General features: G+C 68.1%; 26 protein-coding genes. 17 read left to right on the forward strand and 9 right to left on the reverse strand.

Annotation, left to right across the window (positions count from 1 at the left end; translation table 11 throughout):
- The first annotated feature begins 74 nt into the window (after positions 1-74).
- From ACYVII_RS12240 to ACYVII_RS12255, 4 genes are all read left to right on the forward strand, one after another.
- Complete coding sequence (locus tag ACYVII_RS12240) at positions 75-518, forward strand: MarR family winged helix-turn-helix transcriptional regulator (protein ID WP_460535363.1); 444 nt, start codon at positions 75-77, stop codon at positions 516-518.
- Positions 519-671: 153 nt separating this feature from the next.
- A complete protein-coding gene (locus ACYVII_RS12245) occupies positions 672-1,304 on the forward strand; it encodes an NAD(P)-dependent oxidoreductase (protein ID WP_460535365.1) in 633 nt (210 codons plus the stop codon).
- A gap of 131 nt (positions 1,305-1,435) precedes the next feature.
- On the forward strand, positions 1,436-1,993 hold the full coding sequence (locus tag ACYVII_RS12250; RefSeq protein ID WP_460535367.1) for a hypothetical protein: 558 nt from the start codon (positions 1,436-1,438) through the stop codon (positions 1,991-1,993).
- Positions 1,994-1,995: 2 nt separating this feature from the next.
- Positions 1,996-3,324: an FAD-dependent oxidoreductase gene (locus ACYVII_RS12255; RefSeq protein WP_460535369.1), complete on the forward strand. Its 1,329-nt coding sequence runs from the start codon at positions 1,996-1,998 to the stop codon at positions 3,322-3,324.
- A 14-nt stretch (positions 3,325-3,338) separates the two neighbouring features.
- On the opposite strand, the gene ACYVII_RS12260 is transcribed toward ACYVII_RS12255, so the two are convergent.
- The 3 genes from ACYVII_RS12260 to ACYVII_RS12270 form a co-directional block, all read right to left on the reverse strand.
- On the reverse strand, positions 3,339-3,734 hold the full coding sequence (locus tag ACYVII_RS12260) for a DUF1304 domain-containing protein (protein ID WP_460535371.1): 396 nt from the start codon (positions 3,732-3,734) through the stop codon (positions 3,339-3,341).
- A gap of 107 nt (positions 3,735-3,841) precedes the next feature.
- Positions 3,842-4,846 (reverse strand): MDR family oxidoreductase, encoded by a 1,005-nt coding sequence (locus tag ACYVII_RS12265; RefSeq protein ID WP_460535374.1) that lies wholly within the window; start codon positions 4,844-4,846, stop codon positions 3,842-3,844.
- 77 nt (positions 4,847-4,923) lie between these two features.
- Positions 4,924-5,388 (reverse strand): hypothetical protein, encoded by a 465-nt coding sequence (locus ACYVII_RS12270; RefSeq protein WP_460535375.1) that lies wholly within the window; start codon positions 5,386-5,388, stop codon positions 4,924-4,926.
- A gap of 110 nt (positions 5,389-5,498) precedes the next feature.
- On the opposite strand from ACYVII_RS12270, the gene ACYVII_RS12275 reads away from it, so the two are divergent.
- The 3 genes from ACYVII_RS12275 to ACYVII_RS12285 all read left to right on the forward strand — a co-directional run bounded on the left by ACYVII_RS12275 (position 5,499) and on the right by ACYVII_RS12285 (position 8,852).
- A complete protein-coding gene (locus ACYVII_RS12275; RefSeq protein WP_460535377.1) occupies positions 5,499-6,770 on the forward strand; it encodes a multidrug effflux MFS transporter in 1,272 nt (423 codons plus the stop codon).
- 42 nt (positions 6,771-6,812) lie between these two features.
- Complete coding sequence (locus ACYVII_RS12280) at positions 6,813-7,856, forward strand: NAD(P)-dependent alcohol dehydrogenase (RefSeq protein ID WP_460535379.1); 1,044 nt, start codon at positions 6,813-6,815, stop codon at positions 7,854-7,856.
- Between the two features lie 120 nt (positions 7,857-7,976).
- The gene (locus tag ACYVII_RS12285; protein ID WP_460535382.1) at positions 7,977-8,852 is read left to right on the forward strand and encodes a helix-turn-helix transcriptional regulator; all 876 of its coding nucleotides are present in this window, start codon (positions 7,977-7,979) and stop codon (positions 8,850-8,852) included.
- On the opposite strand, the gene ACYVII_RS12290 is transcribed toward ACYVII_RS12285, so the two are convergent.
- From ACYVII_RS12290 to ACYVII_RS12300, 3 genes are all read right to left on the reverse strand, one after another.
- On the reverse strand, positions 8,838-10,124 hold the full coding sequence (locus ACYVII_RS12290; RefSeq protein WP_460535384.1) for a sugar ABC transporter permease: 1,287 nt from the start codon (positions 10,122-10,124) through the stop codon (positions 8,838-8,840). The two genes, ACYVII_RS12285 and ACYVII_RS12290, sit on opposite strands and share 15 nt — an antisense overlap.
- Positions 10,121-10,873, reverse strand: coding sequence for a sugar ABC transporter ATP-binding protein (locus ACYVII_RS12295; protein ID WP_460535387.1), 753 nt, complete (start codon positions 10,871-10,873; stop codon positions 10,121-10,123). Before ACYVII_RS12295 ends, ACYVII_RS12290 begins: the two co-directional genes overlap by 4 nt.
- A 121-nt stretch (positions 10,874-10,994) precedes the next feature.
- Positions 10,995-12,053 (reverse strand): sugar ABC transporter substrate-binding protein, encoded by a 1,059-nt coding sequence (locus tag ACYVII_RS12300; RefSeq protein WP_460535390.1) that lies wholly within the window; start codon positions 12,051-12,053, stop codon positions 10,995-10,997.
- A gap of 251 nt (positions 12,054-12,304) precedes the next feature.
- Between ACYVII_RS12300 and ACYVII_RS12305 the strand changes: the two genes are divergently transcribed.
- The gene (locus tag ACYVII_RS12305; RefSeq protein ID WP_460535392.1) at positions 12,305-13,816 is read left to right on the forward strand and encodes an LssY C-terminal domain-containing protein; all 1,512 of its coding nucleotides are present in this window, start codon (positions 12,305-12,307) and stop codon (positions 13,814-13,816) included.
- Between the two features lie 6 nt (positions 13,817-13,822).
- On the opposite strand, the gene ACYVII_RS12310 is transcribed toward ACYVII_RS12305, so the two are convergent.
- Complete coding sequence (locus ACYVII_RS12310) at positions 13,823-14,770, reverse strand: aldose 1-epimerase family protein (protein ID WP_460535395.1); 948 nt, start codon at positions 14,768-14,770, stop codon at positions 13,823-13,825.
- 108 nt (positions 14,771-14,878) lie between these two features.
- On the opposite strand from ACYVII_RS12310, the gene ACYVII_RS12315 reads away from it, so the two are divergent.
- The 4 genes from ACYVII_RS12315 (at position 14,879) to ACYVII_RS12330 (ending at position 18,881) form a co-directional block, all read left to right on the forward strand.
- Complete coding sequence (locus ACYVII_RS12315; protein ID WP_460535397.1) at positions 14,879-15,580, forward strand: YoaK family protein; 702 nt, start codon at positions 14,879-14,881, stop codon at positions 15,578-15,580.
- A 253-nt stretch (positions 15,581-15,833) separates the two neighbouring features.
- The gene (locus tag ACYVII_RS12320; protein WP_460535399.1) at positions 15,834-17,552 is read left to right on the forward strand and encodes a glycosyltransferase family 39 protein; all 1,719 of its coding nucleotides are present in this window, start codon (positions 15,834-15,836) and stop codon (positions 17,550-17,552) included.
- Positions 17,549-18,307 (forward strand): polyprenol monophosphomannose synthase, encoded by a 759-nt coding sequence (locus tag ACYVII_RS12325; RefSeq protein ID WP_460535401.1) that lies wholly within the window; start codon positions 17,549-17,551, stop codon positions 18,305-18,307. The genes ACYVII_RS12320 and ACYVII_RS12325 overlap by 4 nt, the downstream gene beginning before the upstream one ends.
- Positions 18,308-18,362: 55 nt before the next feature.
- On the forward strand, positions 18,363-18,881 hold the full coding sequence (locus ACYVII_RS12330) for a YbhB/YbcL family Raf kinase inhibitor-like protein (RefSeq protein ID WP_460535403.1): 519 nt from the start codon (positions 18,363-18,365) through the stop codon (positions 18,879-18,881).
- A gap of 51 nt (positions 18,882-18,932) precedes the next feature.
- Here ACYVII_RS12330 and ACYVII_RS12335 read toward each other — a convergent pair whose 3' ends face one another.
- Positions 18,933-19,571 carry a LysE family translocator gene (locus tag ACYVII_RS12335; RefSeq protein ID WP_460535405.1) on the reverse strand — a complete coding sequence of 213 codons (639 nt, stop codon included), beginning with the start codon at positions 19,569-19,571 and terminating at the stop codon, positions 18,933-18,935.
- Positions 19,572-19,678: 107 nt separating this feature from the next.
- Between ACYVII_RS12335 and ACYVII_RS12340 the strand changes: the two genes are divergently transcribed.
- The 3 genes from ACYVII_RS12340 (at position 19,679) to ACYVII_RS12350 (ending at position 23,035) form a co-directional block, all read left to right on the forward strand.
- Entirely contained in the window at positions 19,679-21,217 is a 1,539-nt protein-coding gene (locus tag ACYVII_RS12340; protein ID WP_460535407.1) for an MmgE/PrpD family protein, read from the forward strand.
- A gap of 43 nt (positions 21,218-21,260) precedes the next feature.
- On the forward strand, positions 21,261-22,391 hold the full coding sequence (locus tag ACYVII_RS12345; RefSeq protein ID WP_460535409.1) for a citrate synthase/methylcitrate synthase: 1,131 nt from the start codon (positions 21,261-21,263) through the stop codon (positions 22,389-22,391).
- 95 nt (positions 22,392-22,486) lie between these two features.
- A complete protein-coding gene (locus tag ACYVII_RS12350; RefSeq protein WP_460535412.1) occupies positions 22,487-23,035 on the forward strand; it encodes an acyl-CoA thioesterase in 549 nt (182 codons plus the stop codon).
- 1 nt (position 23,036) lies between these two features.
- On the opposite strand, the gene ACYVII_RS12355 is transcribed toward ACYVII_RS12350, so the two are convergent.
- On the reverse strand, positions 23,037-23,894 hold the full coding sequence (locus ACYVII_RS12355; protein ID WP_460535414.1) for a helix-turn-helix domain-containing protein: 858 nt from the start codon (positions 23,892-23,894) through the stop codon (positions 23,037-23,039).
- Positions 23,895-23,995: 101 nt separating this feature from the next.
- Here ACYVII_RS12355 and ACYVII_RS12360 point away from each other — a divergent pair, with 101 nt between their 5' ends.
- On the forward strand, positions 23,996-24,691 hold the full coding sequence (locus ACYVII_RS12360; protein ID WP_460535416.1) for a Rossmann-fold NAD(P)-binding domain-containing protein: 696 nt from the start codon (positions 23,996-23,998) through the stop codon (positions 24,689-24,691).
- 48 nt (positions 24,692-24,739) lie between these two features.
- Entirely contained in the window at positions 24,740-25,732 is a 993-nt protein-coding gene (locus tag ACYVII_RS12365; RefSeq protein ID WP_460535418.1) for a DNA-3-methyladenine glycosylase family protein, read from the forward strand.
- The last annotated feature ends 32 nt before the right edge of the window (positions 25,733-25,764 follow it).

Consider the following 25,764-nt stretch of genomic DNA (forward strand, 5'->3'; position numbering starts at 1 on the left):
CATCCGGGCCTCCAATCATCGCAGTAGTCAGATATCTTTACTGGATGGGCCGGGTGAACGGAGACGATAGCGACATGGATGACGAGCAGTCGGCCGATCTCGGGGTGTTGCTCTTCATCCCGTACCGATACACCGAGGATCGGATGTTCCGAGCCCTGCAGGATGCCGGGTTCGATGACTGGACGCTCGCGCAGTGCCGGGTCTTTCAGCGCGTCGCCCCGGATGGGTCGCGCCTGACGGATCTCGCGGACCAGGCGCAGATGAGTAAGCAGAGCGCCGGAGTGCTCGTCGATCAGCTCGAACGCCTGGGCTACGTTCGCCGGGCCCCTGATCCCACGGATGGCCGAGCCCGATTGATCGTGATCGAGCCGCGCGGCCGGCGAGCCGTCGAGGTGGCCAAGTCGACGCTCGACGAGATCCTCTCCGAGTGGAAGGCCTATCTCGGCACCCGCAACTTCACCCTGTTGCACCAGATCCTGACCCAGCTCCGCGAGATCACCGATCCCTACCGGCGCTGAATCCTCCCACCTTGACAATGGTCAGAATTCTTGACTAATATAGTCAAGTAACCTGACGACTCTCCGTTGATGTGCGGGCAGTTGCCACTGCGCGGGGCCGGCGAACGACCGCTTGCCTGCACGCCATTCATCCCTCGACGGAAGACGAAAACCATGAAGTTCCTTGTGCTCGGAGCAACCGGCCGCACCGGCGTTCACCTCGTCAAGAAGGCGCTCGATCAGGGGCATGAGGTGACCGCCCTGGTTCGGAGGGCAGACGCCGCTCTCGACCGGCGCGCGCAGCTCGTCACCGGCGACGTCACCGATGCCGCTGTGGTCGCGAACGCGGCCAGAGGGCACGCCGCGATCATCAGCGCCCTCGGGGCGAAGAACGTCCGCGAAACCCCGACGCTGGTCACCGACATGGTCCGCGCCGTCATCACGTCGGCGAAGGCTTCGGGCGTGAACCGTTTCGTCCTCCTCTCCGCATTCGGCGTCGGCGACTCGCTCGCCAGAGCGTCGTTCCTTGCCGGCCTGATATTCCGCACCGCGTTGCGACGCAAGTACACGGATAAAGCTGCATCGGAAGTGCTGCTGAAGGCGAGCGATCTGAAGTGGACGATCGGGTACCCGGGTGCTCTGAACGACCGAGAGGGCACTCGATACCACTCGGAAGTTCTCCAGCACGTCACGAAGCTGCCGATCTTCCCGTCGACCTCCCGCGCAAATGTCGCCGACTTCCTGCTTCGCTCTGCCGTCGAAGGCACCTTCGTCCGTCAGACGGTCGTCGTCACCGACGCCGAATAGGTTCGAAACCCGGGTCGCCGCCGAGTGGGGTGGAGTGCGTTCACGGCGCACAGAGGCCTCAGTTCGGTAACGTCTCGCGTCGCCGCGAGCACATGCCTCGACGGCTCAACGTGACCCGGCAGACTAGTGACATGGCCGACTTCCACGTGTACCGCGATCGTCTTGAGATCCGCCTCACCCGTGCGGAGAAGCTGCTATCCCTACGACGCGACGACATCGTGGTGCCGCGCGACAACATCCGCTCGGTGGCCATCACGGCCGACCCGTGGATCTGGATCCGCGGAGTGCGCGCGCCGGGCAACAGCATCCCGCTGACGCTCGCCGTCGGTACCTGGAAGTTCCACGGCGGCAAGGACTTTCTCGTGCTCAAGGGCAAGCAGCGCTCGGCCGTCGTGATCGACATCGAGCAGCCGGATGCGCGGGGCTCGGAGGATCCGTCCGGGGACGAGTCCGCATCGTCGGATGCCGCGACACCCGCACCGTCGTCGCCTCCGGAGGTGGCGGCCGACGCGCTCGCCGGCGGTTCAGGCGCGCTGCCCGGAGCGGCGGAGAGCCTGCCCGGCTCGGGCGAGGTCGCCGACGGCTTCTCGCGGGTGATCGTCTCGACACAGCACGCCGCGGAACTGGTCGAAGCGCTGCGTGAGATCCATCCCGGGTCCGACGGCCCTGCCGACGAAGTGATCTCGTAAGGATGGCACGGGCTCCCCGCTCGAAGCCGGGCACGAGCGCGCCCGTTCGCATCGACGTCGACTGCTGCATCGTGGGCGGTGGCCCAGCTGGCGTCATGCTCGGAATGCTCCTTGCTCGCGCCGGAGTGCAGGTCGCCGTTCTCGAGAAGCACGGCGACTTCCTGCGCGACTTCCGTGGCGACACCATCCACCCGTCCACGCTGCAGGTGCTCGATGAACTGGGCTTACGCGACGCGTTCCTCACACTGCCGCACACCTCCGTCTCCACGCTCGACGCCGTCGTGGACGGCACGCGCATCACCCCCGTCGACTTCGACAGCCTGCGCGGACGCAACGACTTCCTCGTGCTGATGCCGCAGTGGGACTTCCTCGACTTCCTCGCCGAGAACGCGAAGGCGTACCCCGGCTTTCGGCTGCTGATGAACACGGATGCGACGCAGCTCGTCACCGACGACACCGCCGGCGGTCGCGTGACCGGGGTGCGGGCGACCGGACCCGACGGCCCCGTCGAGGTGCACGCTGCGCTCACGGTCGCCGCGGATGGTCGCGATTCCGTGCTGCGGGCGGCATCCGGATTGCCGTCCACCGACTTCGGAGCGCCGATCGACGTGGTGTGGTTCCGGCTGCCGCAGCCGGCCGATCGCCCGCCCGACACGCTCGGCTACATCGACGAGCACCGCCTCGTGCTGACCATTCCGCGCGAGGGCTACTACCAGATGGGGCTCGTCATCCCGAAGGGCGGTTTCGATGAGCTGCGCCGCGAGGGGCTCGAATCAGTGCGCGACGCGATCGTTCAGACAGCACCCTTCCTGGCATCGGTCGTCGGTGAACTGAAGTCCTTCGACCAGCTCAAGCTGCTGTCAGTGCAGATCAACCGGCTCGAGACCTGGTGGCGTCCTGGGCTGCTCTGCATCGGCGACGCGGCGCACGCCATGTCGCCGGCCTTCGGTGTCGGCGTGAACTTCGCCGTTCAGGATGCCGTCGCGGCCGCGAACAGACTGGCGCCGCTGCTGTGCGGGGCCGGCTCGGCTGCCGGCGCACGGGCTTCCGCTCTCGATGCCGCCTGCGCGTGGGTGCAGCGGCGACGGATGCCGCCCGTTCGCGCCATGCAGGCCGTGCAGCTAGCAGCGCACCACGTAATCAACGGCGCGGGCGTGCAGCTGCTGCCGTCGCCGCTCGGCGAGCCGCGACGCATCGTGCTGTCGGCGGTGCTCCCCGTGGTACGGCGACTGGCCGCGCGGATGATCGGCCGCGGCTTTCGTCCCGAGCACGTCGCGTCGCGAGTGCGCGGTGCAACGACCCGCCGGATTCCCGTGCGCGCTGTGCGCTGAGGGCGAGCCGGCTCTCACGTGGTGATCGGGTCGCTCAGGAAGATCAGCACGATACCGGCGAGCGGCAGGATGCCCTGGATGATCGCCGCACGGATATAGCGCGCACCAGTGGTCACGAGCACCACGGCGGCGAGCACCATGCAGGTCATCGTGAAGAAGACGAGCGTGAGCCCGACCACGTGCTGCCCAACGCCGTACGCGATGACACCGACGAGCGCACCGATCGCGAGGAAGAGGTTGTAGAAGCCCTGGTTGTACGCCATCGGCTTGGTGATGTCCGCGGATGCCTGATCCGGAACGGCGAACCGCTTCCACACGCCCGGCCTCGTCCAGAACACGCTCTCCAGGGCGAAGATCAGCACGTGGAGCACGGCGGCGAGTGCGACCACCAGTGTCGCGATCACGATCATGCGGTCAGCTTATGCCCGCGTTCAGGTCGCACTTTTCGTCGCCTCGACCGGCTTGAAGCGACAAGAACTGCGACCTGAACGAAAGAGGACGTCCGACGTGCGCACAGTCAGCTGTGCACATCGACGACCGTGCGGCCTCGCACCTGCCCGGCCAGGATGCGGCCGGCGGCGCCGAGGGCATCCTCGAGTCCGATGGTCGTCGTCATGCTGTCGAGCAGGTGCAGGTCGAGGTCCCGGGCGAGGCGGTCCCAGGCATCCTGCCGTCGAATGCGCGGCGCCTCGACGGAGTTGATGCCGGCCAGGGAGACCCCGCGCAGGATGAACGGCATCACGCTCGCGGGAAGGTCCGGCCCTCCGGCCAGCCCGCAAGCGGCGACAACGCCGCCGTACGAGGTCTGCGCCAGCACGTTCGCGAGCGTCGTGCTGCCGACGGTGTCGATCGCGCCCGCCCAGCGCGCCTTCTGCAGCGGGCGCCCGGGCTCGACGAAGTCGGCACGGTTCACGATGGCGGATGCCCCGAGCTCACGCAGGTAGCCGGCCTCGCTGTCGCCCCGTCCGGTGGACGCCGTCACCGAGTATCCGAGCTTCGCCAGCACGGCGATCGCCACGGACCCCACGCCGCCGGCCGCTCCCGTGACGAGCACGTCGCCGGAGGGGGGCGTGACACCGCCATGCTCGAGGGCCAGCACGGCGAGCATCGCCGTGAAGCCCGCGGTACCGACGGCTGCCGCGTGGTGCAGCGTGAAGGCATCCGGAACCAGCACGAGCGCCTCGCCGCGCACTGCGGCACGCTCGGCGAGACCGCCGTTCAGCGTCTCGCCTATGCCGTCGCCGTTCAGCACCACGTGATCGCCCGGCACGAAACGCGGGTCCGCGGATGCCCGCACCCGCCCCACGAGGTCGATACCGGGAATGAGCGGCGACTTCCGGAGCACCCCGGGACGCCCTGCAAGTGCGAGTCCGTCCTTGTAGTTCAGCGCCGAGTACGCGACATCGACCTCGACGTCGGCCGGCTCGAGCGCGTCGTCGTCGAGCGTGCGAAGCCCGGCTTTGTGCTCGACGATCGCACCGTTGTCGATCTGCTGGGTCACCTGAAGCGCGCGAAACGACATGCGCTCAGGATAGGCGCCACCTCACGTCGCACGGGAGCTTGTCACAGCCCACCGAGCGTGGTATCCGGCAGGGTCTCCTACGCGGTCGGCGGTGCGTACGCGCGGGCACGCGTGGCGAAGTACGCGTTCGCCGCAGGCACGTACATCAGCACGATCGCGACGATGACGATGACGACCTGGATAACGGACGAGAACGATGTGGAGTTGAAACCCGACGAGAACAAGGGCGTGATCGAGCCGATGACCGACAGGATGCCCAGGATCGTGAGCGCCACCCGAGCCCAGTTGCGACCGTCGCGCATCCGGTTCACGATGACCAGTTCGATGATCGCGACGATGAAGACGAGGATCGCGAAGATCAGCACGACCAATCCCACCGCCGCGCCGGCCACACCACCGACCGCCGCTCCGGCGCCGAGTGCGACGATGCCGACGAAGAGCGCGAAGATCGATCCGATCAGCGAGATGATCGCGCCGATCAACCAGATGACGTATGCCGCGGTGACGGCTCCCGGCCGCGGAGCGGGTGCAGTTGTGCTCATGACATTTCCCCCTGTCAGTCGCGGCACAGCCTAGTCGGGGCCGAGCAAAAGGGGTTCTGCCGTAACCCGTATGACCGGGGCTCTCGCTACCGCGCGAGCGCTCGGCTGGGATGGGATGCATGAGCACCACCTCCCGCCGCCGAATCGGCCCGGCGCTGTCCACGTTGCTGATGGTGCTGACCGTGTTCGGCCCGATCTCGATGGATCTCTACCTGCCGGCGTTGCCCGCGCTCACGCGTGAGCTGGGGACGACGACGTCCGTCGCCCAGTTCACCATCACGGCCTGCCTGATCGGCCTCGCCGTCGGCCAGCTGATCGCCGGGCCGCTTTCCGATCGGTTCGGCCGCCGCGGACCGCTGCTGATCGGCATCGCCGCGTTCGCTGCCGCATCCGCGCTCTGTGCGGTGAGCCCGACGATCGAGACGCTCGCCGTCGCCCGGCTGGTGCAGGGTCTCGCGGGAGCGGTCGGCATCGTCATCTCGCAGGCGGCCGGTCGCGACGTGTACGAGGGCGGTGCGCTGATCCGCTACTACGGGCGTCTGACGGTGATGGGCGGTCTCGCCGCGATCGTCGGACCCGTGATCGGAGGCCAGCTCGTGCGGTTCACGGATTGGCGCGGTCTCTTCCTCTTTCTCGCCGGTATCGGGGTTCTGCTGCTCGTGCTCTGCCTGGTGATTTTCCGCGAGACTCTGCCGGCGACCCAGCGCACAACCGGCGGACTGCGCCATACCGGCCGCGATTTCCGTCGGCTGCTGTCGGATCGGCTGTTCGTGGGCGCCGTTCTCATCACCGGGTTCGCCTTCGCAGCGATCTTCGCCTACCTCGCCGGAGCGACCTATATTCTGCAAGGCATCTACGGCCTCTCCCCGCAGGGGTACTCCGTCGCGTTCGGCGCCAACTCCGCGGGCGTGATGCTCTTCGGCTACCTCGGCGGACGGTCAGCAGAGCGTTGGTCGGAACGGGGAACGCTGGTCGTCGGCCTCGCCATGTGCGCTGCAGGTGCGCTCGGCCTCCTCGCCACGGGACTGTTCGCGCTCCCGCTGCCTGTGGTGCTGGCATCCCTGTTCATCATGGTTTCCGGAGGTGCGGGCGCGACGGCGGCGCCGACCACCTCGCTCGCGCTCGCCGACTATCCGGAGCTCGCCGGAACGGCATCCTCCATGTTGGGGCTCACCCGATACGCTTTCGGCGGTGTCGCCGCACCGCTGGTCGGCCTCGCCGGCGCGAACAACGTGCTTCCGCTCGGCATCGTGACCACCTGCGCCATCGGCCTGGCCGGAGTGACGTACGTCGCCCTCGTCGGGCGGGAGCGCAACCCGCGCATCGCCGACTCCGTCGCGTTCGCCACTGTGGAGGCGAACCAGCGGGTGACGAGCGAATAGACGTCTCGCGACCCGCATCCACCAACCCATCAAGGAGAATCAGTGCTCACCGTCAACGCGTACGCCGCACCCACCGTCGACGCTCCGCTGGAGCCCGTCACCATCACCCGCCGCGACGTCGGGCCCAAAGACGTGCTGATCGAGATCAAGTTCGCCGGCATCTGCCACTCCGACATCCACACCGTGCGCGAGGACTGGGGGCCCGTCCAGCATCCGCTCGTGGTCGGCCATGAGATCGTGGGCATCGTCTCCGAAGTGGGGGCGGATGTCACCAAGCACGCCGTCGGGGACCGCGTCGGCGTGGGCTGCATGGTGGGCTCCTGTCGCGAGTGCGAGAACTGCCTCGCCGGTGACGAACAGTACTGCCTGAAGGGGATGACCGGAACGTACGGCGCCGTCGACGCCGACGGAACGATCACCCAGGGCGGGTACTCGACGCACGTCGTCGTCGACGAGGACTTCGTGCTGCGCGTGCCGGAGTCCCTCGACTTCGCCGCCGCCGCTCCGCTGCTCTGCGCGGGCATCACGACCTATTCGCCGCTGCGCCACTGGAACGCCGGACCGGGCAAGAAGGTCGCGGTGGTCGGCATGGGCGGGCTCGGCCACATGGCCGTCAAGCTCGCGCACGCGATGCGTGCAGAGGTGACGGTGCTCTCCCGGTCGCTGTCGAAGAAGGATGACGGCCTGCGCCTGGGAGCCGACCACTACTTCGCGACGGAAGACCCCGGCACATTCGCAAGCCTGAAGGACGAGTTCGACCTCATCGTCAATACCGTCTCCGCTCCGCTCGACCTCGACGCCTACCTTTCACTGCTGCGCCTGGACGGCACGATGGTCAACGTCGGCGCCCCGCCGCAGCCGCTGCCGGTGACCGTGTTCACCCTGTTCCGCAACCGCCGCTCGTTCGCCGGATCCAGCATCGGCGGCATCCGGGAGACGCAGGAGATGCTCGACTTCTGCGCGGAGCACGGCATCGTGCCCGATACCGAGCTCATCGACGCCAGCTACATCAACGAGGCGTGGGATCGGGTGCTGAAATCGGATGTCCGCTACCGCTTCGTCATCGACGCCGCCACCTTCGCCTGAGCGGGGTCTCGTGCACGATTCAAGCCCGCGCCGCCGAACCGGCCCCCGGCGGCCGCGGCAGGCCGCGCGGGCCTGAATCGAGCAGGTCTGAAATCGAAGGAGAGGCTTACCGTGGGCATCATGGACAACAGAGTCGAGGTGCGCGAGTTCCTCGTCTCCCGTCGCGCACGGATCACCCCGGAGCTGGCCGGGATCGACGCCGTCGGAACCCGGCGTCGGGTCAAGGGGCTCCGGCGTGACGAGGTAGCCCGTCTCGCCGGGGTGAGCGTCGACTACTACACGCGACTGGAGCGCGGCGACCTCTCCGGCGTGTCCGACAGCGTTCTCGACGCCATCGCCGGCGCGTTGCAGCTAGACCGTGCCGAGCACGACCACCTCTACGACCTGGCGCGAGCGGCAGCCCCGTCACGCCCGAAGCCGAAGCCCCCCATCAGCCAGGTACAGCCGCCGCTGCAATTCCTGCTCGACGCGATCACCGGCGCGCCCGCCTTCGTGAGCAACAACAGAGAGGATGTGCTGGCGGCCAACCTGCTCGGCTACGCCATGTACAGCGAGATGTTCCGCGGCAGCTCACGGCCCGCGAACTACTCGCGGTTCATCTTCCTCGATCCCCGCGCCCGCGACTTCTACGCGGACTGGGAGCGTGCAGCGAACACGAACGTGGCCATCCTGCGACGCCAAGCAGGGCGGTTCCCGCACGACAAGAGCCTCGCCGAGCTGATCGGCGAACTCTCGATGCGCAGCGACGACTTCCGCACGCGGTGGGCGGCGCACAACGTGCACCGTCACTACACCGGAACGAAGCATTTCAGGCATCCGGTCGTCGGACCGCTCGAGCTCACGTTCGTGCAGACCGAGCTCGACGAAGACACCGGGCTCACGCTTACCGTGTACCCCGCTGTGCCGGGCAGCGAGACCGAGCAGGCGCTGAAGCTGCTGGCGTCGTGGGCGGCGACGGAGAATCTCGCCGCCCACGACGTCTCACCTGCGGAATAGGCTGCCGCCGGCGCGCACGCGAGAGACGGCATCCACCGTCGCCGCGAGGATGAGCACGCCACCGGTCACGGCATAGTTCACGCCGGCAGGCAGATTCAGCAGGCCCAGCCCGTTCGTGATGATCGCGATCACGACGGCGCCGATCGCAGCGTGCATCAGGCGTCCGCGCCCGCCGAACAGGCTGACGCCGCCCACCACTGCGGCGGCCACACCGCTCAGAACGATGGAGACGCCCGCGGACGGGTCCACCGAGCCGACCTTCGAGATGCTGAACAGCTGCGAGACCACGGCGAGGAAGGAACAGATCACGAACGCCACCCAGCGGATCGTGATCACCTTCACCCCGGAGCGCCTCGCCGCTTCTGCGTTGCCGCCGACGGCATAGAGGTAGCGGCCGTACTTGGTGCGGTCGAGCACGAACGTGCCGACCCACAGAATGGCAAGCGTGATCGGCACGACGATGGGCACGCCCTCGACCTTGACGAACCCGGTGCCGCGGTTCTGGCTGAGCAGGCCCACCACGACGCCGCCGACGACGGCGACGGCGACCACTTTGATCCACACCAGGACGACGGCCCGGTTGGGAACGCCCGCGCGACGGCGACGTGCGCGATCCCAGAACGAGACACTCATCGAGATGAGCACCATGATCGCGAGCATGACCCAGCCGCCCCAGATGGGCAGGTTGTTGTTCATGATCGCGAGGATGGCCGGGTCCTGCACGTTGTACAGCCCGCCGTTGCCGATGATGATCAGCTCGAGGCCCTGGAACCCGAGGAACAGGCCCAACGTGACCACGAACGACGGGATGCCCACCCTCGCCACGAAGAACCCGATGAAGCCACCGGTGGCCAACCCGATGGCGAAGCCGACGCCCAGCGCGAGCCAGGTGTTCCACTTCAACACGTCGACCAGCACGATGAACGCGCACATGGCCACACCGCCGGTGACGCCTGCGGAGAGGTCGATCTCGCCGAGCAGGATGACGAACACCAGCGCCATGCCGAGCATGACGAGGGTGGCCGACTGCGTCAGCAGGTTGGCGAAGTTGCGCTCGGTGAGAAAGTACGGGCTCAGGACGGCGAACAGGATGCCGAGCACGACCAGGCCGCCGATGGCCGGAAGCGCTCCCATCTCGCCGCCGCGCAGGCGCTGGAAGTACGCACGCACCTGGTCCCCGATGCCGCCCTCGACCCCGCTGCCGATCATGTCCCCGACCATCGGGTCGGGCAGCGCCTCCGAGGTCTCCGCTTCGCGCGCTTCAGTGCTCATGCCGGCTCTCCCGAATACGTCTTGCTTCCAGTGATGTAACCCACGACGTCGTCGTACGTGGTGTCGGATGTCGTCACGGATGCCACCATGCGGCCCAGGTAGAGCACACTGATGTAGTCGGCGACCTGGAAGACATCCGCCAGGTTGTGGCTGATGATGATGACGGCCACGTTCTGCTCGGCCAGGCGCTTCACGAGACCGAGCACCTGCTCAGTCTGGGCGACACCGAGCGCCGCGGTCGGCTCGTCGAGGATGACCAGCCGGGAACGGTTGATCACGGACCGGGCGATCGCCACGGTCTGGCGCTGGCCGCCGGAGAGCGATGACACCTTCTGCCGCACGGACTTCACGGTGCGCACCGAGAGCTGGCGCAGCGCGCGGCTGGTCTCCAGCTCCATTCGGCCCTCGTCGAACGTTCCCCACTTGGTCTCCTCGCGGCCGAGGAACATGTTCTGCACGATGTCGAGGTTGTCGGCCAGGGCGAGGTCCTGATACACGACCTCGATGCCGAGCCTGGATGCCTCGCGCGGGTTGTGCAGGTTGACCACCTCGCCGTCGAAGCGCACCTCGCCCCCGTCGTAGGGCTGCACACCGGCCAGGCCCTTGATCAGCGTCGATTTGCCTGCGCCGTTGTCGCCGACCAAGGCGGTCACCTTGCCGGGGTAGGCCTTCAGGTCGACGCCCCGCAGCACGTCGACGGGGCCGAAGCTCTTCGTGACTCCCGTCAGCGAGATGAGCGGCTCATCCATGTCGGGTTCCTTTCATTCGGATGACGATCGCGAGCATTCAGGCTCGCTCTGCATGACCGCAGGGGGCTTCGCGGCGGACCGATCGGTCCCTTTGCGAAGCCCCCTGCGTCAGGAGACGCGCTTAGTGCACGCCGTACTTCGTGCAGGCCGCCGCCACCGTACTGGTGCAGATGTCGCTCGCCTTAGCGTTGCCGTCGTCGATGACCTTCTGAATGTTCTTCGCGGTGATCAGCTGGGGCGTCTCGGCGATGAACGGAACCCCGTCCACCTTCTGCGTGATGCCGGTCGGCTTCTTGCCCTTCAGAAGGGTGATCGCCAGGTCGGACGCCGCCTTCGCCTCGTCCTGATACGGCTTGTAGACCGTGGAGGTCTGCTTGCCGAGCAGGATGTTCTGCAGGCCGGCGGTGGAGGCATCCTGTCCGGTGACGGGGACGGTCAGACCGTTCTTGTCCAGCACCGAGATGACGCCCGACGCGTTCGTGTCGTTGGCGACCCAGACCGCGTCGACCTTGCCGCCGAGCGATGTCAGCGCCTGCTCGAAGTTGGTGGCCGACTTGTCGGCGTCCCAGATCCCCGGCGGCTCGGCGGCCGGCTTGATGCCCGCTGCAGACATGATCTTGACTGCCCCGTCGTGGAACATCTTCGCGTTGCCGTCTGTCGGGTCGCCGCCCATGTAGACCACCTTGGCGCTCGCCGGGTCTTTACCCTCGGCCTTGAGCGCGTCGACGATCGACTGACCCTGGAGCTCGCCCACCTTCACGTTGTCGAACGACACGTAGTAGTCGGCGCCCTTGATCGGGCGGTCGTATGCGATGACAGGGATGCCCTGCGCCTTCGCCTTCTTGGCCACGGTGACGCCCGCGCCGTTGTAGTCGACGAGCAGCATCACGCCGCAGCCCTTGTTGAGCTGCTGATCAGCGATGGTGGCGTACTTGCCCGTGTCGCCCTGGGCGTTCTGGATGTCGGCTTGGAAGCCGGCGTCCGTGATCGCCTTCTGCAGGGCGGGCCGGTCGCCGTTCTCCCAACGCGGGGACGACACGGCGTCGGGAAGGATCACGCAGGCCCGTGTCTTGCCGCTCGCGCTGGTGCTGTTGCCGCCGCTTCCGCTCGAACAGCCTGCCAGCAGAAGTGCTGACGCGCTGGCGAGAACGGCGACAGAAATCAGTGCAGATTTCTTCACGTCTCTTTCTCCTTTGATGAGACTCGTCTTCGGGACCGCCGCGTTCAACTTCTGAATGCGGCTGACGCGATCATGCCCGGTTTTGTTCGACGCCGGTACGTTTCGTCAGACACGATCCGATAACGGTTGAGCAACCGCATTCCCGGACCCCTTCCCGCGAGGGTGCGCGTTCGTCCTCCCGAGGGTGCGCGTACGTCGGCGCGAGGGTGCGCGCCCTTCTCCACGAGAGTGACCGCCCTTAGCATGGGGCCATGCCGGTAGGGGGAACCGCTGACGGGACGGCCGCTGCGCGCGACGCGGCGCCCGCGGCAGTCTCTGCCCCCGATCAGGTCAGCGTCGGCGATCCCCCTGCGCCGGACACCGCGATGCTGCCAGGCTCTGCTGGACGCGCGCCAGGCGGCGAGCAGGAGCCGAAGAAGCGCCCGGCTCGCAACTTCACGCTGCGCCTCGCGCGCGCGATCGATTACGGGTACTTCCTGATCGCCACGCTTGCGGCAATCTGGCTGGCGTGGCTGCTGGCATCCGAGAGCTTCGGCTGGGGCTGGTGGCTGATCCTCTTCTTCGTGCTGTTCTGGGCGCTGCTGGCGTACCTGGTGCTGCCGCGATTGCACAGCATCCTGACCCGCATCTACGTGCCGAACTACTTCATCGGTCGGGCCCGCACCAGCGACGGGCTGCTCGGCGACCCGATCAACCTCGCGCTGCTCGGCTCGCAGGCACAGCTGGAGACGGCGATGGCGGCCGCCGGCTGGACGCGCGCCGACCCCGTCACGGCGCGCTCGAGCTGGCGCATCGTGACGTCGACGCTGCTGCGTCGCAGCTACGACGAGGCGCCGGTGAGCCCGCTGCTCTTGTTCGGCAGGCAGCAGGATCTCGCCTACCAGCAAGAGGTGCTGGGCAACCCGTCGAAGCGTCACCACGTACGGTTCTGGAAGTGCCCGGACGACTGGCGGCTGCCGGGCGGCGAACGTGCGGACTGGCTCGGTGCCGCCACGTTCGACCGCCGAGTCGGGCTCTCGCTGTTCACGCTGCAGGTGACCCATAAGATCGACGCGAACACCGACATCGAGCGCGACTACGTGGTCGGATCCGTGGGTAAGGCGGATGCCTCGGTGCACGTCGGCGCGATCCGCGACTTTTCCACCGGGTACCACGCACGCAACGGCGGAGGCGACTCGATCATCACCGACGGCAACCTGCCCGTGGTCGATCTGCGGAGCATCCAATCGCGCCCTGAGTTCGAGAACGAAACGGATGTCGTCGAGGCGGCGGCCGACAAGCGTCCGGTTTCGATCGCTTTGGGCTGCGCGCTCCTAGCGCTGAGGGCGCTCGTTGGCGTGCTCTTCGTAGTGACCACGGCGACGAACTGGACGGCGTACGTGCGGGCGCTGACCGTGGATGTCGAAGGCGTACCCGATGACGTCTCGCGCAACCTGACACTCGTGATCGCCGGCATCTCGATCGGTGTCACGATCTTCGGCCTGCTCGTGCAGTTCGCCTTGATCACACTGATCTTCCGAGGGAGCAACTGGGCCCGCATCCTGTCGATGACGCTCAGTGCGATCGCGGTCATCGCCGCCGCGATCGACTTCGTGGGCGGCGGGGCACAGGTCAACCTGCGCGCGAATCTGCTGGGGCTTCCGCTCGACATCCTCGTACTGCTGGCGCTCTCGTCGGAGCGGTCGAGCGCCTGGACCAGGCGCATCCGCTACCTCAAGATCGAACGCCGCTGGGCGAAGCGGCACCCGCACTCCGCCGCTTGAGCGGCGTCAGATCGCGGCGATCGTCCACCCCGCGGTCGTCGACTCACCTGGCTGCAGCACGATGAGATCGGTGCCGGAATTGAAGGCGTCCGGCGGGCAGGTCATCGGTTCCACCGCGAGCCCGAGGCGGCTGCGTGCGGTGTCGGGCTGGTCTGCGGTGTGGATCTGCACCCACGGGCACGCCGCGTTCCAGCGCATCGCGACGCCGTGCCCGTCCGGGGCGGTGAGCCGCACGGATGCCACACCATCCGCATCCCGAGACAGCCCGGTGAACGCGTGGTCGATGAACACATCGCCGATGCGTCGTGCGGAACGGAAGTCGAAAGCGCCGGTCCGATCGGTGCCTTCGACATCGCCGCTGACGTCGGCGAGTGCGACCGGCGCGAGCCGGTCCGGTGTGACGGTGAGCACCCGGTCGGCGGGAAGGGTGAGCGTCCAGTCGTCGACGTGCCCGGCGCCCGCGACAAGGTAGGGATGTGGCGCGGTGCCGAAGGGTGCGGCATCCGTTCCGGTGTTGCGGGCGGTCACTGCGGAGTACAGGCCGTCGTCACCGAGGCGGAACAGCACGGTCACGTCGAGCCGGTGCGGGTAGCCCTGCTGCGCCTGGACGGTTGCGGCCAGCTCCACGAAGTCGTCGCCGCGGTCGCGAACGTCGTAGTCGAGCCAGGCGGCGAGGCCGTGCAGCGCGTTGCCGCGCTCCGGCTCGGTCAGCGGCACCTGCTGCTGAACGCCCTCGAATGTGTACCGGCCGTCGACGATGCGGTTCGGCCAGGGCACCAGGGTTGCGCCTCGGAAGGCGGGCCGCAGCTCGTCCACGTCGAACGGCACGATGAGGTCGCGGCCGCCGTGCGTCAGGGAGCGCAGCGAGGCGCCGATGCTCGCGATGGATGCTCGGTAGTCGCCATGGGCGAGGTCGATGGGGGTTCCGGAGAGGGGGATGCTCACCCGACCCATCCTCTCGTACACGCGCGGTCGGCGCGTTCACGCGCCCCCGGGCGTAGGAACGCGCACCCTCGGGCGTGTGATGATCGTTCGGACCAGCGGAGCAGGACGGAGTACGGCATGACCAGGCAATGGGGACTGCATGAACGCACGCACCTCGGACTGATGCTCGCGCTCACCTTCTCCACCGGCGTCGTGGACGCCGTCGGCTACCTCGGCCTCGACCACGTGTTCACCGGCAACATGACCGGCAACGTGGTCATCCTCGGCATGGCCCTGCTCGGCGCGGACAATCTGCCGATCATCGGCCCGGTCATCGCGCTGGTGTGCTTCATGGCCGGCGCGGCGATCGGCGGGCGCGTGCTGCGCCGAGTGGATGCCGGCTGGACGCGGCTCTCCACGATCGTCTTCACCGGGGTCGGAGTGCTGCTGCTGGCGGCCGCGGTGGTGCTGTTCGTGACGGGCAGGCATCCGCAAGAGGGGCTGCAGTGGACGGTGACCGGGATGCTCGGCCTTGCGATGGGCGGGCAGGCCGCCACCGCGCGGCACATCGCGGTGAAGGACGTGACGACGGTCGTCGTGACGTCGACGCTGGCCGGGCTCGCGGCGGATTCGGTGTTCGGCGGCGGCAAAGGCCAGCCGTGGGCGCGTCGCGCCGGAGCGGTCGTGCTGATCGGGCTGGGCGCCGTCGTCGGGGCAGCCGCCGTGCACGTCGAGCCCGCCATCGGGCTGCTGGTGTCGGCGGTCATCGTGCTCGTGGTCGCCGGGTGGGGGCATCGCGTGACGGGCGGCCCGGTGCCGCAGGTGGTCGCCGAGGCATAAGCCGTTGGCGTTCACCACGAACCGAGCCAGCGCAGCTGTCTCGGCGCTGGCGTCACGGCGAAGGCCCACCGGGCCTTCGCTTTCAGCTCCAGCGCGCGCGGCGAGCCCTGAAGCAGCACACAGGTGGCACACCCCTGTGAAGAAGTTCACGTGCGGTCGACGCCCAGCCGGGGCGATGCCCAGCGCAGGCCTGTTCCCTGGTCAGATGCCTGATCGGGCGCGCCGGTCGGAGACCAGTGGCCGGGGAGGTGCGGTGACGAGCACGAACGTGAATCACATCCTGTCGGCACCGTATGCTGCCCGGAGCGCTAGGGCGGCGCGGGTCGTGCGGATGTCCTACCGTGCACCCCTTGCCGCCGCCGTCGTCGGTCTCGTCGCACTCGCCATCTCGCTGCTCGGATCGTGGGCGCCGTCGTTCCGGAGCGATGAGGCCGTCAGCATCCTGTCGGCCGAGCGCCCGGGCGCCACGCTTCTCGGCGAGCTGGTGCGAGCGGATGCGGCGCACGGCGCGTACTACTCGCTACTGCACGCCTGGATCGACTTCTTCGGGGCATCCGCATTCGCCACGAGGCTGCCGAGCGCGATCGCCGTCGGGCTCGCCGCCGCCGGCATCGTGGTGCTGGTCGGGCGGTACGGCGGGCTGCGTCTGGGCATCCTCTCCGCACTGATCTTCGCGGTGCTGCCCGGTACCACGGCGACCGGATCCGAAGTGCGGTGGTACGCGCTCGGCACGGCCTTCGCCGTGTGGCTCTCGGTGCTGTTCCTGCGGCTCGTGACGCGCAGATCAACCGGCGTCCTGCCATGGGCCTGTTTCGCCATTGCGTACGCGGCGTGCAGCTACGCCTACCTCTATCTCTCGTTGCTCGCGCTCCCGTTCGCGGCGGTGCTGCTGTGGGATGCCCGGGGGCGCGTGCGTGCGACATTCGCGGCGATCGCACGCCCCGGCTCAGCAGCTACGGCGGACGTCGCCGTGCTGCGCTCGGTGATGGTGCGATGGATGCTCGCCACCGCCACCGGCGCCGTGCTCGTCTCGCCGCTGGCCTACGCCGCGATCCTCCAGCACGGTCACACCGCCACGGTCGATGGTCCGGCGCAGATCGACCTCGCCACGCTGGTGGTCGCGCCCTGGTTCGGGCGCAGCCCAGCCCTCGCGGTCGTCGCTCTCGGCACTCTGGTCGCGCTCGCCGTGGCCGGCCTCGTCGTCTGGCGCCGTCGCTGCACGTCGGAAGTGCGCCGGATGCTTCGCACCGACCGCGCGCGCCTGCTGCTGTTCGCGGTCGCCTGGCTGGTGCTCCCGATGGCGGCGATACTCGCGGTGAACCCGTTCGTGCGCGTGTACGAGGCCCGGGCGCTGTCGTTCACCGCGCCGGTGCTGGCCGTGCTGCTGGCCGTCGCGATCGATGGCACAGCCCGCTGGATCGTGCAGCATCGGGCGCGGCAGCCCGGCGCGCTATCGGCTCCACGCACGCGGCTGGCAGCAGCCGCATCGTTCGCGGGGGTCGCGCTCATCGCGGCGATCGCCGCACCCGCGTATTTCGGGCAGCGCACGCCTTCCGCCACGGGCAGCGGAAGCGACTGGGACGGCGTCGCCGCGATCATCCACCGGCATTCCAAGGCAGGGGACGACGTCGTCTTCGACGAGGACGCCCCCGCAGCCCACCGGCCGCGCCTGGCGATGCATCTCTACCCGCAGCAGTTCGCGAACGTGGTGGATGTCACGCTCGCGGTTCCTTACGAGAACCGCGACTCGCTGTGGGACAAGACGTACAGCATCCCGCAGGTCGGCTCCCGCATCGCCTCCGGAAACGGCCGGGTCTGGCTCGTCGAATACCGCGGCAAGACGGGGGATGCCGACACGGTGGGCATGCATCAGCGGGTCTCCGCCCTCGACTCCCTCGGGTTCTCCGTTGTGCACAGCTATCGGGTGCACAGCGACGTCGTCTACCTTTTTACGAGAGGATCAGTGTCGTGAACGTGGTCGTCATCATCCCGACCTACAACGAAGCGCAGAACATCGCGTGGATCGTGGGTCGCGTCAGAAGCTCGGTGCCGAACGCAACCGTGCTGATCGTCGACGACGCGTCGCCCGACGGCACCGGGGACATCGCCGACGAGCTCGCCGCCGGCGACATCGCCGTGCGGGTGCTGCACCGCGCGGGCAAGGAGGGCCTCGGTGCCGCCTACCGTGCCGGCATGCGCTGGGCGCTGGAACGCGGACACGACGTCGTTGTGGAGATGGATGCCGACGGGTCGCATCGCCCGGAAGACCTGCCTCCCATGCTCGCCGCGCTCAGCACGGCCGACGTGATCGTAGGCTCTCGCTGGGTGCCGGGCGGCGGCGTTGTCGGATGGCCGTTCTACCGGAAGGCGATCTCGCGGTGTGGAAGCGCGTACGCCCGCTTCGCGCTCGGCGTTCCGGTGCGCGACATGACCGGTGGATACCGCGTCTTCACCGCCGATGCCCTCGAACGGATCGACCTCGACGCGGTGCTCAGCCAGGGCTATTGCTTCCAGATCGACATGCTCTGGCATGCCCAGGTGGCAGGGCTTCGCATCAAAGAGGTGCCGATCACGTTCCCGGAGCGCGAACGCGGCAGCTCGAAGATGTCGGGCGGCATCGTCGTCGAGGCCATGCTCCGCGTGACCGGCTGGGCGATCGGCTCCCTGCCGGCGCGGCTGCGCCGTGCCTTCACGAAGCGTCCGCAGACGGTAGGCTCCCGCAGCTGAAGCGCGCCCCGCGGCGTAGTTTGCCGATAGCGGATGTCGATTGCAGGAGGTAGCAGTGGCTGAAGACCCCTACGAGCGGTTCGGAGCCGTTCCGTCGTTCACCGTGACGAGCGAGGATGTCGCTGACGGGCATCCGATCGCCGTCCAGTTCCGCGCCAGCGGAGGCAACACGTCGCCGCAACTGTCGTGGAGCGGATTCCCGGCGGGCACGAAGAGCTTCGCGGTGACGATTCACGATCCGGATGCCCCGACCGGCTCCGGATTCTGGCACTGGGCGGTCTACAACATCCCGCCATCGACGGCCTCGTTGGAACGCGGTGCAGGCAGCGGCGGTCCGCTTCCACAGGGTGCCGTGCAGTTGAAGAACGAGCTGCGGCAGGTGGGGTTCACCGGCGCGGAGCCTCCGGAGGGCACGGGCGTGCACCGCTACTACGTGGTCGTTCACGCGGTGGATGTCGACCACCTCGACCTCGACCCGGAGTCGACCCCCGCGGTGCTCGGGTTCAACCTGCACTTCCACACGCTGGGGCGCGCCGTGATGGTGCCGACCGCGTCGTACGGCGACGACGTGTAGCGGCGCGGCCTCGACCTTGACCGTGGCCTTGCCGAGGGTCGGTCTCGCGGGTCAGCTCTTGTTCCCGGTCAGCGCGAGTACGCCGCCGAGGCCGATCAGCATGACGCCGCCGGTGGCGGAGAGCCGCTCCGAGTTCTTCGGCGACTTGGCGAACCAGCCGCGGGCGAGCGCTGCCAGAACCACCCAGGTGCTGTCGGAAAGCACCGCGATGACGAAGAACACCACGCCCAGCATGAGCATCTGCAGCGGCACAGCTCCGGCGTGAAAGTTCACGAACTGGGGCAGCACGGCCACGAAGAACACGAGCAGTTTCGGGTTGCTGATGCCGACGAAGAAGCCCTGTCCGAGCATCCGCATGGCGGATCGCTTCGGGCCGTCTGCAACGGCGGTGAGCGCGCCGTCTTTGCGGTGGCGGATCGCCTGCACGCCGAGGTACATGATGTAGAGCGCGCCGACGAGTTTGATCACCGTGAACAAGACGACGGACTGCGCCACGATGAAACCGAGCCCGAGTGCGACAGCTGCCACGAGGGGGATGATCCCGAGCGAGTTGCCGAGCACGCTCAGGAAGCCTGCGCGCCGCCCGAGCGCGAGCGAGCGTCCGATCGCGAACAGAACGCTCGGACCGGGGATCACGATGATGACGAACGCGGTCAGCGCGAAGGCGCCCAGAGTGGCGATGGAGGGCATCCAGCAAGATTACGGCGCAGCCGGCCCGCTTGTCGCTGCCTGAGAACACACCCGAATGGGGGACATGCGGATGCCGTGCCGCACCGGTGCCAGGTAGGTTCGATCCTGTGAACACCACGCACGTACGCACGCATCGCAGCGACGAGAACCTGCCGCGCGATGAGCAGCTCGCCTACAAGATCGCCCAGGTGGCCGCCGACCCCGTCGAGGTGACGCCCGAGGTGACCGAGATGGTCGTGAACAGGGTGATCGACAACGCGGCGGTCGCGGCGGCGTCGTTGCTCAGGCATCCGGTCGCCGCGGCGCGCGCGCAGGCGCTGGCGCATCCGGTGTCGGTGGGCGGCAGCGGCTCGAGCGTGTTCGGAACGGATGCCGCCCGCCGCGTCAGCGTCGAGTGGGCGGCCTGGGCGAACGGCGTGGCCGTGCGCGAGCTCGACTTCCACGACACGTTCCTCGCGGCCGAGTACTCGCACCCGGGCGACAACATCCCGCCCGTCGTCGCCGTGGCACAGCACCTGGCCACCGAGCGCGGCCTGACCGGCAACGACGTCGTGCGTGGTATCGCGACAGGGTACGAGATCCAGATCGATCTGGCTCGGGCCATCAGCCTGCACGCCCACAAGATCGACCACGTCGCCCACCTCGGACCGTCGGCTGCGGCAGGGATCGGAACGCTGCTGGGCCTCGACGCCGAGACGATCTTCCAGGCCATCGGCCAGGCGCTGCACACGACGACGGCGACACGGCAGTCGCGCAAGGGCGAGATCTCCAGCTGGAAGGCGTTCGCTCCCGCGTTCGCCGGCAAGATGGCCATCGAATCCGTCGACCGGGCCATGCGCGGCGAGACCAGTCCGACGCCGATCTACGAGGGCGAGGACGGCGTGATCGCCTGGCTGCTCGACGGACCGGACGCCGTCTACGAGGTGACGCTGCCCGATCTCGGCGAGCAGAAGAGCGCCATCCTCGACTCGTTCACGAAGGAGCACTCTGCCGAGTACCAGGCGCAGGCCTGGATCGATCTGGCCCGCAAGCTGCACAACGACTACCCGATCATCTTCGACGACCCCGAGCGCGTCGAGTCGATCGTGCTGCACACCTCGCACCACACGCACTTCGTAATCGGGTCGGGCGCGAACGACCCGCAGAAGTACGACCCGAACGCGTCGCGGGAGACGCTCGACCACTCCATTCCGTACATCTTCACGGTGGCATTGCAGGACGGCGCGTGGGATCACGTCGCCTCGTACGCACCAGAGCGCGCGAACCGCGCGGACACCGTGGCGTTGTGGCGCAAGGTCTCCACGCAGGAAGACGAGGAGTGGACGCGCCGCTACCACTCACTCGACCCGAAGCAGCAGGCGTTCGGCGGGCGCGTCGAGATCCGCTTCACCGACGGCTCGCAGATCGTCGAGGAGATCGCGGTGGCGGATGCCCACCCGCAGGGCGCGCGCCCGTTCGGTCGCGACGACTACGTGAACAAGTTCCGCACGCTCGCGGCCGACGCGTTGGAGGCATCCGAGATCGACCGGTTCCTGGATGTCGCACAGCGGCTCCCCGAGCTCACCCCCGAGGAACTGCCGGGGCTGAGTTTCACCGCACGCCACGGCCTGCTCGCCTCGGTCGACAGCCCCCGCGGGTTGTTCTGACACCCGCGTCGGATGACAGACTGAACCGGAGCGAAGGAGCACCATGAGCGAGGAAACCCCCGAGATCCACAAGGGTCTTGCCGGCGTCGTCGTCGACACGACGGCCATCTCGAGCGTCAACCCGGCCACGAACTCCCTTCTCTACCGGGGATATCCGGTGCAGGAACTCGCCGCGAAGTGCTCGTTCGAAGAGGTGGCGTACCTGCTCTGGCACGGCGAGCTGCCGGGTGACGACGACCTGGAGGCGTTCGAGGCGCAGGAGCGCGCGCAACGCGCCCTCGCGCCGAACGTGAGGCGTGCGATCGACGACATTCCGACATCCGCTCACCCCATGGATGTGCTGCGCACGGCCGTCAGCGTTGTGGGCGCCGACGACCCGGACGGCGCGTTCGGCCAGCTCGACGACCCGTTCGATGCGGTCTACCCGAAGGCGCTGCGGCTCATGGCGCAGCTGCCGGCCATCGTCGCGTACGACCAGCGTCGTCGCCGCGGCCTGCCGCTCGTCGAGCCGCACGACGAGCTCGACTATTCGAGCAACTTCCTCTACATGACCTTCGGCGAGGTGCCCGATCCGGTGGTCGTCGACGCCTTCCGCGTCTCGCTCATCCTCTACGCGGAGCACTCCTTCAACGCGTCCACGTTCACGGCGCGCGTCATCGCCTCGACTCTGTCCGACGTGTACAGCGCGATCACCGGAGCGATCGGCGCTCTCAAGGGACCGTTGCACGGCGGCGCCAACGAGGCGGTCATGGTGGCATTCGGCGAGATCGGATCGGCCGACAAGGCCGAGGCCTGGCTCGACGACGCCCTGGCGAAGAAGCGCAAGATCATGGGCTTCGGCCACCGCGTGTATAAGAACGGTGACTCGCGCGTGCCGACGATGAAGGCGTCACTCGACAAGCTCGTCGAGTACTACGACCGGCCCGAGGTGCTCGACCTGTACGAGACGCTCGAGGCGGCGATGGATGCCCGCAAGGGCATCAAGCCCAACGTGGACTACACGAGTGGCCCGGCCTACAGCCTCATGGGCTTCGACACCGAGACGTTCACGCCGATCTTCGCGGCGTCTCGCGTCACCGGATGGACGGCGCACGTGATCGAGCAGCTCACGTCGAACTCGCTGATCCGTCCGCTGTCGCAGTACGACGGGGTGCCGGAGCGTCACCTCTCGTAGCTCTCTCCGGGATACGGCGGCACTCGGCGCCTGCTTGTTGTCGGATGCAGACACGCGAGTGGGCGCACGTCACGCGGCGCGCATAACGTGTCGGCATGCACATGCTCCTGCGCACGATCCTGCACGCCTGGATCTCCCGCTTCGGCAAGCGGATCGGCCACTACGACGTGGCGCACACCAGATTCCGGGTGCTGCCGACGGATCTGGACATCCTCAAGCACATGAACAACGGCGTGTACCTGTCGATCTTCGACATCGGACGCTTCGACATGCTGCGACGCAACGGGGTGTGGCAGATCTTCGCCGATCGTGGCTGGTACCCGGTGGTGGCATCTGAGACGATCACGTTCCGCAAGTCCCTGCAGCTGTGGCAGCGGTTCGAGGTGGAGTCGCGCATCATCGGCTTCGACGACAAGGCCGCATACGTGCAGCACCGGGCGGTGGTGGACGGCGAGATCTACGCAGAGGCGTTCATCAAGGCGAGGTTCCTGAAGCGCGCAGGCGGCACCGTCGGGATCGAGGAGATGCTGGACGCCGTGGGGCCCGCACCCGCGGCGCTCGAGCTGCCCGAGTGGCTGGTGCGCTGGGGAGACGACGTGCGGCTGCCCTCGACCCGCGATGCGGCGCCGAGCGTGTGGGAGTGAGTCACTCCACGGTCGCGAAGCTCTGGATGCCCGCCACGCGCAGCAGGTCGAGTCGCGCGGCATCCTCCGATCCCGGCTCGGCGGTGTAGAGGATCACACGAAGGTCGACCGCAGGAACGTGCAGCACGTCGCAGTCGAGCGTGATCGGCCCGACCACCGGATGCTCCACCGTCTTGCGGCTCGCCGCGCGGGGAACCAGCTCGTATCGCTCCCAGAGCGTGGCGAAGCGGTCGCTTCGGTCGACAAGGTCGCGCACGAGGGTGGCCAGCAGATCGTCCCGCGGGTACTGCAGCACCGCGCGGTGCAGGTCGGAGACCATCTCGCGTTCGAACTCCGACGCCGATTCCGGATCGTGTCGCGTTCGAGAGTCGCCTGCGACGAAGTGCCGCCACGCCACGTTCCGCTCGCGCACGGGCCTCGCACTGGGGTCGCCCTGGAGGGCAGTCCACAACTCGTTCCAGAGCAGCGGATCCCAGGCCGCGGTGAAGACGCAGACCGGGGTGTCGGCGAGGCGGTCGAGCATGCGCTGGATCCCCGGGGTCACCGTTCGCGGAACGATCCCTGCGCTCGGTGCGGCCGAGCCGGCGAGCAGGTACAGGGCGTCGCGTTCCTCGTCGCGCAGCCGCAGTGCTCTCGCCAGCGATTCCACGACCTGGGGAGACGGATTCTCGGCGCGCCCCTGCTCCAGCCGCACGAGGTAGTCGACGGAGACGCCGGCGAGGGCAGCGAGTTCCTCTCGTCGCAGACCGGGCACTCGGCGCTCGCCGCCGGCGGGAAGCCCGGCCGCGGAAGGCGTCACGCGGTCACGCCACGCGCGGAGTGCGGTGGCGAGCTCGTGTCGGCGGCCGGTGTCGGTCATCCCTCCATTGTGTTCGCGTTTCCGTTCGTGCGAGTGGTACCGCCATTCCTACCGTCGCAGCGGGCCTGGCCGGCGTGAGGTCGCGAGGCGAGCCTGGGGTCATGACAACGACATTGATCACGGGATCGAACAAGGGACTGGGCCGCGAGACGGCGCGGCGGCTGCTGGCGGCGGGACACGACGTCTACATCAGCGCGAGGGACGGGGCTGCCGGCCGTGCCGCCGCCGAGGAGCTCGGGGCACGGTTCGTGCAGCTGGACGTAATGGACGACGCATCCGTTGAGGCAGCGGCCGCGCGCATCAAGGCGGAGGGTGGCCGGTTGGATGTGCTCGTCAACAACGCGGGCATACCGGGCGGATTCGTGCAGCCGCGAGACCTCACCGGCGACGACGTCGACCACGTGCTGCAGACGAATGCGGTGGGGATGGTGCGGGTCACGCACGCGTTCCTTCCGCTGCTTGCCGAGTCGGAGCATCCGGTGATCGTCAACGTCGCGAGCGGGCTCGGCTCGTTCGGGCTGATCACCGATCCCGACAATCCGCACTACTCGTACCCGACCATCGCGTACTCCATGTCGAAGGCCGCCGTCACCATGTACACGGTGCAGCTGGGCAAGGTGCTCCCGAACGTGAAGGTCAACGCCGTCGATCCCGGCTACACGGCGACGGATCTCAACGGTTTTCGCGGTGAGCAGACCGTGGAGGAGGGCGCTGAGCCGATCGTGCGCATGGCCTTGATCGGCGCGGACGGTCCGACGTGCACGTTCCAGGGGAGGCAGGGCGAGCTGCCTTGGTAAGGCCGCGTCGGCAAGGCTGTGTCGGCACGGACACGTAGCCTGAGACGCGTGACCACGATCGTCGATCCACCGAAGGATGCCCGCCCTCGTGCGGCAATCGCGGGCGGTTCGGCGATCGACGCGGTTCCACTGCGCTGCGAGTACCGGCCTGCCCAGCCGATCGACCTGCGCGGCACGCTCGGCATCCTCGGCCGCGGCACCTACGACCAGACGACGATCTGGGATGACGCAGGCGTGTGGCGCACGTTCCGCACCCCGCACGGGCCGGCCACATTGCGTCTGGTGCAGCGGCACGACGGAGTGGATGCGGCCTCCTGGGGACCGGGATCCGAGTGGGCGATCGCGGGCGTGCCTGAGCTGCTGGGCTCCGGCGACGACTGGGACGCGCTCGACGTGGGCAGGCATCCGTTTCTGGTAGAGGTGCGGCGGCGCCACCCGGGGATGCGGCTGGCGCGCACTCGCCGCGTGATCGAGGCGCTCGTGCCCGCGATCATCGAGCAGAAGGTCACGAGCCTCGAGGCGTATCGGGAGTGGGCGCGGCTCGTGCGCTGGTTCGGCGAGGTCGCGCCGGGCGTGGCCGAGGGCGTGGCGCCCCGCGAGCTGCGCGTGTGCCCGTCGGCGCACACGCTGCGGCACGTCCCGTCATGGGAGTGGCACAGGCTCGGCGTCGACCCGACGCGATCGCGAACCGCGGTGCTCGCGTGCCGCGTCGCGGAAGCCCTGGAGCGAACCATCGACGACACCGGGGCGGATGCCGCAGCCAAGCTGCGCACCATCCCCGGCGTCGGAGTGTGGACGGCCGCCGAGACGCTGCAACGATCGCACGGCGACCCCGACCAGATCAGTGTCGGCGACTACCATCTGGCGTCCATCGTCGGCTACGCGCTGACGGGCTCGAAGACCGACGACGACGGGATGCTCGAACTGCTGCACCCGTGGGCCGGACAGCGGCAGCGCGTGGTGCGGCTGATCCTCGCGTCGGGCCGCAGGCAGGAGCGGCGCGGGCCACGCGCCACGATCATGGACCACCGGTGGCGGTGACTGCGGCTACGAAGTGGCTGGCTCGGCTTCTC

This window comes from Humibacter ginsengiterrae (assembly GCF_054780115.1).

What these genes read in the sequence shown, in the direction of transcription:
- ACYVII_RS12355 (WP_460535414.1), bottom strand. Translation starts at nt 23,894, where the DNA reads ATGACCGACACCGGCCGCCGACACGAGCTCGCCACCGCACTCCGCGCG.
- ACYVII_RS12345 (WP_460535409.1), top strand. Translation starts at nt 21,261, where the DNA reads ATGAGCGAGGAAACCCCCGAGATCCACAAGGGTCTTGCCGGCGTCGTC.
- ACYVII_RS12255 (WP_460535369.1), top strand. Translation starts at nt 1,996, where the DNA reads ATGGCACGGGCTCCCCGCTCGAAGCCGGGCACGAGCGCGCCCGTTCGC.
- ACYVII_RS12240 (WP_460535363.1), top strand. Translation starts at nt 75, where the DNA reads ATGGATGACGAGCAGTCGGCCGATCTCGGGGTGTTGCTCTTCATCCCG.
- ACYVII_RS12270 (WP_460535375.1), bottom strand. Translation starts at nt 5,388, where the DNA reads ATGAGCACAACTGCACCCGCTCCGCGGCCGGGAGCCGTCACCGCGGCA.
- ACYVII_RS12290 (WP_460535384.1), bottom strand. Translation starts at nt 10,124, where the DNA reads ATGAGCACTGAAGCGCGCGAAGCGGAGACCTCGGAGGCGCTGCCCGAC.
- ACYVII_RS12305 (WP_460535392.1), top strand. Translation starts at nt 12,305, where the DNA reads ATGCCGGTAGGGGGAACCGCTGACGGGACGGCCGCTGCGCGCGACGCG.
- ACYVII_RS12260 (WP_460535371.1), bottom strand. Translation starts at nt 3,734, where the DNA reads ATGATCGTGATCGCGACACTGGTGGTCGCACTCGCCGCCGTGCTCCAC.
- ACYVII_RS12265 (WP_460535374.1), bottom strand. Translation starts at nt 4,846, where the DNA reads ATGTCGTTTCGCGCGCTTCAGGTGACCCAGCAGATCGACAACGGTGCG.
- ACYVII_RS12250 (WP_460535367.1), top strand. Translation starts at nt 1,436, where the DNA reads ATGGCCGACTTCCACGTGTACCGCGATCGTCTTGAGATCCGCCTCACC.
- ACYVII_RS12275 (WP_460535377.1), top strand. Translation starts at nt 5,499, where the DNA reads ATGGGATGCATGAGCACCACCTCCCGCCGCCGAATCGGCCCGGCGCTG.
- ACYVII_RS12315 (WP_460535397.1), top strand. Translation starts at nt 14,879, where the DNA reads ATGACCAGGCAATGGGGACTGCATGAACGCACGCACCTCGGACTGATG.
- ACYVII_RS12350 (WP_460535412.1), top strand. Translation starts at nt 22,487, where the DNA reads ATGCACATGCTCCTGCGCACGATCCTGCACGCCTGGATCTCCCGCTTC.
- ACYVII_RS12285 (WP_460535382.1), top strand. Translation starts at nt 7,977, where the DNA reads ATGGACAACAGAGTCGAGGTGCGCGAGTTCCTCGTCTCCCGTCGCGCA.
- ACYVII_RS12245 (WP_460535365.1), top strand. Translation starts at nt 672, where the DNA reads ATGAAGTTCCTTGTGCTCGGAGCAACCGGCCGCACCGGCGTTCACCTC.
- ACYVII_RS12335 (WP_460535405.1), bottom strand. Translation starts at nt 19,571, where the DNA reads ATGCCCTCCATCGCCACTCTGGGCGCCTTCGCGCTGACCGCGTTCGTC.
- ACYVII_RS12310 (WP_460535395.1), bottom strand. Translation starts at nt 14,770, where the DNA reads ATGGGTCGGGTGAGCATCCCCCTCTCCGGAACCCCCATCGACCTCGCC.
- ACYVII_RS12295 (WP_460535387.1), bottom strand. Translation starts at nt 10,873, where the DNA reads ATGGATGAGCCGCTCATCTCGCTGACGGGAGTCACGAAGAGCTTCGGC.
- ACYVII_RS12360 (WP_460535416.1), top strand. Translation starts at nt 23,996, where the DNA reads ATGACAACGACATTGATCACGGGATCGAACAAGGGACTGGGCCGCGAG.